General features: G+C 28.9%; 9 protein-coding genes. All 9 read right to left on the bottom strand.

The genetic code is table 4. The features are described from left to right. Window positions 1-14: 14 nt before the first annotated feature. The 9 genes from ACM0L0_RS01440 to ACM0L0_RS01400 all read right to left on the bottom strand — a co-directional run bounded on the left by ACM0L0_RS01440 (window position 15) and on the right by ACM0L0_RS01400 (window position 11825). Window positions 15-773, bottom strand: coding sequence for a hypothetical protein (locus tag ACM0L0_RS01440; RefSeq protein WP_416738788.1), 759 nt, complete (start codon window positions 771-773; stop codon window positions 15-17). Window positions 774-833: 60 nt separating this feature from the next. Then, complete coding sequence (locus ACM0L0_RS01435) at window positions 834-2522, bottom strand: hypothetical protein (protein ID WP_416738787.1); 1689 nt, start codon at window positions 2520-2522, stop codon at window positions 834-836. An 83-nt stretch (window positions 2523-2605) separates the two neighbouring features. Then, on the bottom strand, window positions 2606-3868 hold the full coding sequence (glyA, locus tag ACM0L0_RS01430; RefSeq protein ID WP_416738786.1) for a serine hydroxymethyltransferase: 1263 nt from the start codon (window positions 3866-3868) through the stop codon (window positions 2606-2608). Next, a complete protein-coding gene (locus ACM0L0_RS01425) occupies window positions 3869-6082 on the bottom strand; it encodes a phenylalanine--tRNA ligase subunit beta (RefSeq protein WP_416738785.1) in 2214 nt (737 codons plus the stop codon). Then, window positions 6082-6747 (bottom strand): uracil-DNA glycosylase, encoded by a 666-nt coding sequence (locus tag ACM0L0_RS01420; RefSeq protein WP_416738784.1) that lies wholly within the window; start codon window positions 6745-6747, stop codon window positions 6082-6084. The genes ACM0L0_RS01425 and ACM0L0_RS01420 overlap by 1 nt, the downstream gene beginning before the upstream one ends. Next, window positions 6737-7693 (bottom strand): phenylalanine--tRNA ligase subunit alpha, encoded by a 957-nt coding sequence (gene pheS / locus ACM0L0_RS01415; RefSeq protein ID WP_416738783.1) that lies wholly within the window; start codon window positions 7691-7693, stop codon window positions 6737-6739. The genes ACM0L0_RS01420 and pheS overlap by 11 nt, the downstream gene beginning before the upstream one ends. Further along, window positions 7693-8916: a replication-associated recombination protein A gene (locus tag ACM0L0_RS01410; protein WP_416738782.1), complete on the bottom strand. Its 1224-nt coding sequence runs from the start codon at window positions 8914-8916 to the stop codon at window positions 7693-7695. The genes pheS and ACM0L0_RS01410 overlap by 1 nt, the downstream gene beginning before the upstream one ends. A 252-nt stretch (window positions 8917-9168) precedes the next feature. Then, complete coding sequence (locus ACM0L0_RS01405) at window positions 9169-9492, bottom strand: hypothetical protein (protein WP_416738781.1); 324 nt, start codon at window positions 9490-9492, stop codon at window positions 9169-9171. 1097 nt (window positions 9493-10589) lie between these two features. Then, window positions 10590-11825: a hypothetical protein gene (locus ACM0L0_RS01400; RefSeq protein ID WP_416738780.1), complete on the bottom strand. Its 1236-nt coding sequence runs from the start codon at window positions 11823-11825 to the stop codon at window positions 10590-10592. Between the last annotated feature and the right edge of the window lie 61 nt (window positions 11826-11886).

The following is an 11886-nucleotide window of genomic DNA, read 5'->3' as shown; positions in this document are numbered from 1 at the left end:
TAGCACTAAATGTATTATCTTTTTTTAGTTGAAAAATTCTTATCATTTCTTTCGAGCAAGTTGAGTAATTTAGCTACAAAATCAGTGTCCTCAACTGTTCGATCATTAATTAGAATTTGACTATAATCAATAAAAGTATCAAAGAGAATTCTTCCTTCAATATATCATTGTTTTTTATTTCCGTTTGCTAATTTCTCTAAATTGCAAGTTTCATAAGATAAAGTTGTTTTACGATTAAAGAAATGAATTTTTCCAAGTTTTACTTTATTTGGAAATTCTTTTTTAGATTTGCATTCAACTAAGTGTTCATAAAAACTTTTAGCTTCAGGATTTTCTTGTAGATTTCATACATTCATTTCTTTATTTCAAGCATAAATTTCACGGTATATTGTTCAAATTAATAAACCAGTAAAGAAAACATCAAGTAATCATAAAACTACAGCAATACCTGTTTGTGTGATTTTTTCAATTTGTCCTTGATTTTTATCAACATATTGAAATACTTGTGAAACAAATATGAAAGCAATTGGTGTATAGACAATTGTTAAAAGCACAAGTGTTGCAGTAATAATGGAAAAAATGACAAATCTCATTTTTCAATATTTATATAAGTTTAAGTTTAAAATCACTTTTTGCAACATTTTTTCATTATTGTGTAAATGTAAACGATTAATTTTAACATGGTTAATGAATTTAGCTTGGACCAAAACTAGAACTATAAAAGCTAAAAATGGTAAAAGCCCCATAATTCAAATTACTGAGATTGGGATCATAATTCCTCCTGAATAAAAAACTCATTATTTTTATAAATAATGAGTTAATTATACTATTTATTATTTTTCAGTTAAACTTTTTAATTGTTCAATTTCTTTAATTGAAGGAATTATTTGACGATATGAATGTCCAATTTTTCCATCATTAAATGCTAATGGAGTAACAAGATTTGCATCATAAATAATTACAACTTGCTCTTCTTGAGATTGGAAGATTCTAAATAAATCATCATTTGCTCATGAAGCATCATTGCTATCTTGCACTACCATTTTATATTGTGAGCCAGTTAATTTATTAAGTAGAGTTAGTATTTGATTAACTTTTTCGGCTTGGCCATAATTTATTTCAGTTAATCCTAAAATATCGAATCCACCAGCAGCTATTACTTTAGCAATTGCAGTATATTTAAATGTTGGAACTGCTTCTCCACCGTAGTTTAAAATATTTCAGTGACCAATTCTAATAACATTTTTACCTTTGGCATATTTTTCAATGGCAGTATTGGTTTTAATATCAAATTTTGCTTCAATATCAGTAAACACTGGAGCATGGTCAGAAAGTCCGGTTTTAATTGGGTTTGATTTTGTAATTTTTTTATAACCATCTAATTCCTTGTCTTCTTCAGCCAAAATGTTATCATGAAAAGCTTGTAAGATATCAATTTTAAATTGCTTATCAGGAGTATTAGCAGTTGTTAAAAACTTCAATTTGTCTTGGTTTACATTTTTAAAAAACATTTTATCATATGGTTGTGAATAAGGGTTTTTAGTTGTTCCTAATGAAGTGTAATATGCTCTTGTATCATTTGAATTATTTAGCCCTGCTACTGTTGCAGTATATTTATCAGTGAAGTTATTTTGTAACTCGAAGTTTTTATCTTCAATATTAGTATCACCACCAAAAATAACATTACTATTTGAACTAATTTTTGCAAAATCATCCATTACATTCGGTAAAGCAAGAAATTCACTAAATTCTTGTGCACCCATACTTCCACCACCATGATATTTTGTTTTGAAATCTGAATCTCTTGTAGAAACAGAGCTTTCAATATATCCTTTTTTAGATTTATTACCAGGTGAATCTAAATGACTAAAGACAGTAGTGAATTTAATTTCATGATCTTTTAACTTAAATTGTGCTCCAAATGGTGGACGTACATAAGCAGTCTTGTATGGAGATGAAACAATAAACTTAGTATCGTCAGTAGTTGGCTCTACAACAGGTTCTGGATCCGTATTATTGTTGTTATTATTGTCAGTACTATTATTATTGGTTTCTTCACCATTTCCTTCAGAATTGTTAGATGTATTATCTGAACCACTATTTTCTTGCATTTTGGCAATTTTATCTTCCAATTCTTTTATACGTTTACTTAAGGTTGCATTCTCAGCTTCTTTAGTTTTTAAAAGTTCTTGTAAGCTTGAAATTTGTGCTTGTAGTTGCTTGATTTGGGCATCTTTATCAGTTCCGTCAGGTTGATCTTTGCTTTGTAATTCAGCAACTGTTTTTTGCACGCTTTGTAATTGCTTATCAATGCTATCTTTTTCCTTTTTTAAGGCTTCAAATTTAGCTTTTAAATCTGAAGACTTTTGGATTAAAATATCTTTTTCCTTTATTTTTAAGGTTAATTCATCAATTTTAGCTTGTTTTTTATCATTATCTGGTAAACAACTTGCTAATATAGTTGGGGCAGCTATTGTAGACCCAACAGCCAAGGTTAAAAATATTAATTTGCTTTTTCTCATACACTTATTGTACCCTAGATAGTATCTGAAATTAGAAAATAAAATAAAAAATGTGGAAATAGAAGTTATTTCCACAAAGGTTTTTATAAGTATGATTTTTTAATTGGGAATTCTTTGGTTAATGCAAGTACTTGAGCTTTTAATTCAGCTAATTTTTCTTCACCTTCTGGTGAGTTTAAAAAGTCTAAATTTCTAAGTGAATAATCAATAATGTCACATAATTCATTTCATTTTGTAAAGCCTCTACTTGTCATAGCAGCTGTTCCAAGTCTAATTCCACTTCCAAATGTTGGTGAAAGTGTATCAAATGGAATGGTGTTTTTGTTTATTGTAATATTGATTTTTTCAAGTAATGTTTCAGCTTGTTTACCATTAATGTTATATGTTTCTAAAACATTTACCATAAATAAGTGGTTATCTGTTCCACCTGAAATAATGACAGCTCCTTTGTCTTTAAATGCTTGACAAAAGGCTTGGGCGTTTGCAATAATGTCAGCAGCATATTGCTTAAACATAGGTTGCATTGCTTCATAAAAGGCAACAGCTTTTCCAGCAATTGCATGGAATAATGGCCCACCTTGGTAACCCGGGAATACTCAACGATCAACTTTTTTAGCTATTTCTTCATCATTTGTCATGATAATACCACCACGACCACCACGTAATGTTTTATGTGTAGTTGAAGTAATAATATCAGCATAACCAACTGGTGAAGGGTGTAATCCTGCAGCAATTAATCCAGCAATGTGAGCTATATCAGCCATTAATTTTGCTCCACATTTATCAGCAATTTCTCTAAATTTTGCAAAATCTACTGTTCTTGAGTAAGCTGAATAACCACAGATAATTAAATCAGGCTTTTCAATTAATGCTTGTTGCAAAATAGCATCATAATCCAATAGACCATCTTTTGATAATTCATATGATATTGAATTATAAAAGATTCCACTAAAACTGATTTTATACCCGTGTGTTAAGTGACCACCACAGTTAAGGGCTAGACCCATAATTTTGCCTCCAGATGGGACAACTGAAGCAATAGCAGCAGCATTAGCTACTGAACCAGAATATGGTTGCACATTGGCATATTTAACACCAAAAATAGCTTTTAAACGATCAATTGCAGCTTGTTCAACAATATCAACGTTTTCACAGCTTCCGTAATATCTTCTTCCAGGATATCCTTCACCATATTTATTGGTTAAAACTGACCCTTGAGCTTTTAAGACGTCTTCTGAAACATAATTTTCAGAAGCGATTAGTTCAATATGGTCTTCTTGACGTGCAAGCTCATTATTAATTGCATCTTGCACGATTTTGTCATGTAGTTCTAAATTCTTGTACATCTATTCTCCTTTTTTATTGAATTTTGCATCAATAAGTGAAATTATTTGTTCAGTTCCTACGAAACGAACTGTTGTATTAACTTTATCACCTTTTTGGAATTGATCAATAACCTTAACAGTTTTTAATTCATTAGCTGAATTATCAATTTGGTTAATAAAATCAAGTGCAGGTGAGACATAGTCGTTTAAATCTAATTCGAAAGTAATATCTAATGTTTTTAAAGGTTCTAAGTTGACAGCTTGGAATTTTAATTCTGGTGTTTGCTTATTAAACACATCAGTTAAAATTTCAGCATAAAGTGTCCCGTTAGTTGTGTCATATTTTGGATGTATTTTTCCAATTCATCCTACCATTTGGTCTTGGAAGATAATTTCTGCTGAAGCATTAGGATGAATCATTTCATTATCTGCTAATGGAACAAATTTTAATTCTTTTCCTGTTAGATTAATCAAATCTAATTGCATTTCTCTAAAGGTTTTTGTGCTACTTGCAATTCCATATACCATTACATTATTATTAATCATTCCTTTTTCAAAAATATTTATATCATTCATTTTACGTTTTAAGTTATATTCAACAACACCTGCTAATGAAGTTACAATTGAATTTCTAACTACTTCACGTTCTTTTGAAACATAGGTTTGTAATACTTGATTTGTTTTAAAGTTAAATGGATTAAATTGTGCTTTCTCATGTGATACTAATGTAAAAGTTCTAACTTCTGAATACCCTTGTGCCACGAAATTAGAAGGTGTTGGATTAAATTTCATGGTTTTAAGTGGCACACTTGGTAAAATTTCTTCTTCAATTCCATCATATGAATAGAAACGTAAAATTTCTTCAATAACATCTTCCATCACATTAACATCATATCTATAAGCAGGAATAATAATGCTGCTTAAATCTGAAGCTAATTCAAAGCCAAGATTTGCTAAAGCTTTATAAGCAAAGTTTAAACGTTTAGGATCTAATTTCCCACCATAAGCAGCTAATTTATCTAACTCAAATTTAATAATTTTTGTTTCACTTTCAGCTAAATTAGTAAGCGAACTTTTCGTAACTTGCTTAATTAAAGCGTCAGCTAAAAAGCTCATTCCTTGGTATGCTAAATATTTTGTTATTGGTCTTGAAGCCTGTGCGCCTGCTGGATTAGAAGTTTTAATTTCTCTTAAAGTGTGTCTAATTTCACTTGGTGTATATGCAGCTACTTCAAATAAATAATTTTTAGTATCTTTGGTAGCTTGATATTGCTCTAATACAGTAACACCAGCTAATGAAATGACTTTATCATTTGCATAAATGGCTAGCACATCTTTAACTTCTACTTCTTTTCCCTCAACAGATAAAGTACCTGAATATTTTTTAGCACTTAAAATTGCATTTGAAAGTATTTTATCTAAATCGTAAACTTGTGCTGGTGTTCCAGCCATAATTAAAAGTAAATTTGCAAGATTATTTGCCCATGATTCGTTTGTTGCAAAACCATGTTTTGCTAATAACATTTTATCTTCTAAACTAATTTGAGCACTTAATACTTCTACAGGTAAGTAGAAAACATTATTCATAGCTGCATTATCAATATCTAATTTTAGCAAGCTCATTAGTTCACTAGCTTTAATTGTAGAATTCATTAATTGATAATTAACTTCTACTCCATAATATGCTGCTAGTTCACGAGCTAGAACGAAATAGCTATTTGCATCATTACGGTTAGCAGTTATTGAAATTTCAATTAAATAATCATCTAATCCTAATTTTTCAATTGGGTCATCATTTAATGAAGCAAAACTTGGTTCAAAGGTTACAATTTGATCTTTTTCACTTAGTAGTTTTCAATCATATCCAATTTCGCTTCAAGCTCCAAACATACCTTGTGAAGGTAATCCTTTTAACTCTACTTGGCTAAATGTGAAATCGCCTTTACTTGCACCAATTGGGAAGCAAATTGTTAAATCTCCAGGTTTTAAGATGCGGTTATTTGTTTGAATTGTATATTGCCCTGTTTTAGTTTTAACTTTGACAACATCCAAACGATCACTATTTGGGTTTTGTTCTACAGATAAAACTTCACAGAATTGAAGACCTTTTACATCACTGAAAGGTTTAACTTCTTCAACTTCAAAACCAATACTATTTAAAGTTTTTTCAACTTGGCTAGCTGAGAGTTTAATTCCTTTCAACAATGAATTTAATCGATTTAATGAAATTAACATTATGCCTCCTTCGTAGTATTTCAGTTAATTGCTGTTATTCCTTTGTCAATTAACTTATCATTAATTTCTTTGAAAATATGTGAGTTTTCAAATCCTTTTTTATAGCTATAAGGACTTGGGTGAGAAGTTTCAATTAAGTTTTCGGCCGGAATTGGTAAATCAGCAACGAATTTTGCTGCTTGTTTTCCTAAAGCCACTACTATAACATCAGGGTTTTGTCTTACTACTTGAGATAAAACTTCATGTGTAAATTTTTGTCATCCAAAAGTTGCGTGAGAATTTGCTTTACCTTCAGCAACTGTTAATACAGTATTTAATAGTAAAACACCTTGTTTAGCTCATGAAACTAATGAGGTATTATCTAATTTAGCATCCGGGTAATCTCTTTTAATTTCGGCAAAAATATTTCTTAAAGAAGGTGTTATTTTTCCGTTTCCAGTTGAGAATGCTAAACCATCAGCATATCCTACTGTATGATAAGGATCTTGCCCTAAAAGAACCACTTTTGTTTCGTGTACTTGGAAAAAATCGAAAGCATGAAACATGTCCATTTGGTGTGGTAAAACTAAAGATTCTTTTTCAGCGACTTCTAACTTATTGATTATTATTTCAAAATAAGGTTTTTTACCTTGTGATTGTAAAATATTTAAAAAACTATCTTTCATTTCTAAATTGCTCCATTATTCTTAAATCATTTCTATATAAATCTCTAATATCATTAAATCCATATTTAATCATAGTGATTCTTTCAATTCCTAATCCTGCAGCTAGTCCATTAAATTCTGGATCAAAGCCAGCCATGGCTAAAACATTAGGATGTAGCATTCCTGCTCCTAGAATTTCAATTCATCTGCCTTTATAAAGAACATCTACTTCAACACTTGGCTCTGTAAAAGGGAAATAACTTGGTCTTAGTCTAATTTCCACTTGTTCTTCAAGCACATAAGAAAGTAAATCTTTTAATGTTCAAATTAAATTACCAAAAGAAATCCCTTTCCCTACTGATACAATATCAACTTGAGTAAATTGGTGTGAGTGAGTTGCATCATCTTCATCATTACGGTAAACTTTCCCAATAGCAAATGTTGAAAATACTTTATTAGGATTTTCAGCTAAAACTTTAGCTGTAATACCTGTATTATGTGTTCTTAACAATGTAGTTGGATTAAAGTATAAAGAATCATGCATAGCTCTAGCAGGGTGATCGCTTGGAATATTTAACCTTTCAAAGTTAAATAGATCAGTTACAATTTCACCTTCTTCTTGTTGATAGTAACCGTGTTGATAGAATCATTCCTTTAATCTGTTTTCTACTATTGTAATTGGGTGTAAACTAGCTGGTTTACTTAATGGTGCAGTTACATCAATGAATTCAGAGTTAACTTTTGCTTCAATTTCCAATTCTTTAATTCTATTTTCAGCTTGTTCAAAAAAGTTATTGTATGCTGTTTTAAGTTGATTAATTTTAGCTCCAAGTTCCTTTTTCATTTCTACAGGTGCTGCTTTTAACTCGCTTTGTAATTGTGCTATTTCACCTGTTGATCCAAAAGCTTTAGCTTTCGCTTGTTTTAAATCTTCTAATGTATTTATAGTTTCTAATTTAAGCTCCATTATAGCTCCTTATTTTTTTTAATTAAATTTCAATATTTTTCTATATTTAATTCATTTGAATTTTGTTGAGGTCAATAAAACTGCATGTTTTTAATTTCATTAGGTAGATATTGTTGATCTACATAATTGTTGGCATAATCGTGTGGATACCTGTATTCAGTTCCATCTCCTAATTTAGCTGCTGATGCATAATGAGCATCGCGCAAGTGTTTTGGTATTTCATAAACTCCACCTGAAGCAATAAGTTGTTCAACTTGGCTAATAGCTAAATATGAAGCATTACTTTTTGGTGCTAGTGCTAGGTCTAAAATAGCAAAACCAATTGGTAAGCGACCTTCTGGCATGCCTAAACGTTCAAAACTTCTGATTGCTTCAGCGACTCTAAGTGAAACATTAGGTGCAGCCAGTCCAACATCTTCATATGCTACACAAAGCATTCTTCTAAATAATCCATCTAAATCGCCAGATTCTAAAATTAACATTCCTCAATACAAGGCTGCATTTGGGTCACTTCCTCTTAAAGATTTATGGAATGCAGATAAATTATTATAGTGAGCACTTGAATCTAGATCTGAATAAAAGTTAACATTTGGTACAACTGTTTTTATAACTTCGTCAGTAACTTCTTCTCCATCATCAACACAGTTAGCTAGCATTTGTAAATTATTTATGCTAGAACGTAAATCACCAGCTGATAAACGCGCTAAAGCTAGCAATTGTACTCGTGATACTTTTAAATCCGGATAAGTTGATGCAACAATTTGCTCAAGCTTATCTACAATATCTACTTCAGATATCTTATTAAATTGTAAAATTTGCATTCTACTGCGCACTGCGGGAACAACCTTAAAATAAGGATTCTCTGTAGTTGTTGCATATACAATTATTTTGTCAAATTCAACATATGATAGCAAGATATCTTGTTTGTCTTTGTTTAATCGATGAATTTCATCAATAATAATGCACTGATTGTTTTCTAAAATATTTACAAGTTTTGATTTTGAGTCAACTGAAGCATTAAAATAATCATACTTTAAGCCTAAATCATTTGCTAATGCCATTGCAGTAGATGTTTTTCCTGTACCGGCTTCTCCAAAGAATAAAAAGCTACTGGTAATTTGATTTGCTACTACTTTCTTTAGCAATTTGACAACATTTTGTTGACCTACAATATCATTCAATGTCTGTGGTCTTAAGGCATTTGCTAAGTTTTGACTCTTCATATAAAACCTCGTTTAATTAAATATAAATATTTAATTAAATTATACAACACTATATATTTTATATTTTTTAAAAACATCATTATCAAACAGCTATATAATATCAAATATTTTGTTGGTTAATTTGCTTACAAATTAAAAAATACCTGGCATAAGGAACCAGATATTTTTTAATACAAAAATTATCAAATAAGACTATATATTAGTCACTTGATTAATGTGTTGGATTAAATTAATTTAAAAAGCTTACTAATTTTATTTATGTCCTAGTGCTTTTTGAATAAGAGCATTCATGTATTCTTGCATTTCTTTAGCTACTTTTTGTTGTTCTTCTAGAGATAGTTTAGAAGCTCTTTGGGCAATATCCATTAACTTTTGTTGCATTTCTTGACTAATTTGCATTGCATTTTCTGGGTGAGCTTGCATTTTTTTAACCATTTCATCAAAAACAGTTTTCATTTCCTTTGAAATGCTTTTAGAAGAATCAGCAGAATTATTACATGCAACTGCAGTTATAGGTAGTGCAACTGCAGTTGAAGTAAGTGTAAAAGATAATAATAGTTTTTTTATTTTTGTCATTTTTTCTCCTTTAAATTATTTTACCAAGAAAGAAGTTTCATTATTTGTTTTTTATCATCTTATCAGTATTTATATCTTGTTAATTATGATATAGATATTGAATTCATAAAAAAGGGTAAATTACAAGATAAAAAGTGATCAACCTGATAATTTAATGAAAATAAAAAGTGAAATATTTTTCTATTTCTTCATTATTAGATCCTAATTTTCTTCAAAAACTCAGACCAAATTGTAATCTTTGCAATCTGGATTTTTTATCTTAGAATTACAACATTATGGTTCATATATTAAGGGATAATTTATCATATTTACTTTTTATATTTTTTACATCTAATCGATACTTAATTTGAAATTATATTATGTTTAATATCTTTGCTTAGAAGATCTAAATTCTATGCGTTTATGAAGACTAGGATATATCCTATTTAACAAAGCAAATTAAAAAACATTCAAATCCAAATTTAATTTCATAAGTAAATTACATACATTGTGAAATTCAATGAATTATTCAAAAAATAGTTAGGAAATTGCTTCAATCTTTACTTTTCTTTTAAGGTATCTTCAAATAATTATATATCCTTCATTATATTTCTTAATATCACATATTACAGAATGATTTTCATTTGTCTCAATATACTTTTAATTGTTATTGAAATAACATATATTCTGATAATTTTAAATCTCAAAAGAAACAAATATATGCATTTTAAAGCAATATAGCAACACATAAAATAAGCACTATTCAAGACAAGGATAATTTTAGGTCATTTTTATAATGATGCGTTCTTATTCCGATTATTTTTTGATACTTTATTTCTCATGGCATTGTTTTGTATGGAACTTTAAGTTAAACTTTGCTTATTTTCCAATTTTATAAAAGCCTATTAATGTATTTTGCGAGATATTTAAAACACTAGGATGTGCACTTTTTGATTAACTTTTGAAAAGATTTTATAAATTATAAAAAGTTTCAATATTTTACTTTTGTCTGTATGTACTAGATAAAAATCATGAAAAAAGCACCATTTCTAGTGCTTATAAATTGCTATATATTAGTTGATAGTTTTTAGTTCTAAAGTTCATCATTTAATCGATTATTATAATATTTTCAAATCTTCATCTAGATTATCGATTAATTGTTGTATTATTACCTTTGTATCTGCAATTTGCTTATTTACATCAATAGTTATTTTATCTCCTAGTTTAGTCATGTTTATATATGATTGAATAGTACGTGTGCGCTCATTAAGACTCTTTAATTGATTATCAAGTTTTTCAATTGCATTTTTTATCATTTCTCTATAAACAACATCAATCCCTTGCTCTGCGTATTCCTTAATAATAGTTTGTACATATCTTTCAATTTCATCCATAAACTTAGAGTTATCTTTAGCAGAATCAACATTCATATATCTGTTTTTATTGATGAAAATTGTTTTTCTTAAAGCATCTTTAAGAATTTTAGGGGTATTTGAATCTGATATTTTACTAATAATAAATAAGTCTTTAAAATTGTTAATCATTTGTTGATTAGTAACATTTTTTGTCTCAATATATGAACTAATCAAAAATTGCTTATCACCAATTGCAAATTTAGACTTATCCTTTGCTAAGTCTGCAATAACTAGTCTTTCCGGGCATATTGATCCAGCAAGACACCCATTTGTATCAAAATACGAAAGATCAAGCATCTGAGTTATTAAAGTAGCCATCCTCAAATCTAAATTAACTTGTCAAAAAATATTTTGATTTTTTATTTTGCCTTCTAAATAATCAACCCAATTTTTTGTTTCATTTGTGTCCAATTGTTTTAATAATTTAAGCATTCAAAAATTATATTCATGTTCTGATTTTTCTTTTAGAAGTTCTGCGATCTTTGAATCTTGTTTGTGATTTGTTTTAGATACATTTATATTTCGATTTCTATTTTCTTTATATTCATCAAAAATATAGCTGATTTTATTATCTGAATTAGTGTTGTCGTTTTTGCCAAGGAATGTTGCAATATCGTTTAATTCATCAATAATTATATTTAGTTTTTCAACTTTATCACTAATTTGAGAATCATTCACAATACGTGCATACCTAGCTAAAAGCTTATTTGTTTGATCGATAATGCTATCTAGTTTCAAATATTTTGAATCATTATATAAAGCAGGAAAAGCTAACAAATTACTGTAAATTCCTTCATTTATATTATCTACTGTATCAGACACCCTGCTATTTAATTTCAAAACATCACTATCTTTTTCGGTTTGATTACATGAAAAAGCAATTAAAGAAGGTGAAACAATAATAGGAGAAAGTAAGCAAACTTTTCATCTGAATTTCATTATAAACTCCTTTTGTTAATGGTAATAAACCACGGATTAGATATCTTTGAATAAGATCTAT

Source organism: Mycoplasma razini, from assembly GCF_048076865.1.
In the GTDB taxonomy this organism is placed as follows: Bacteria; Bacillota_I; Bacilli_A; order Mycoplasmatales; family Metamycoplasmataceae; genus Mycoplasmopsis.
The sequence above is the reverse complement of the archived record's forward strand: the minus strand, read 5'-3'. Positions and strand labels throughout refer to the sequence as shown.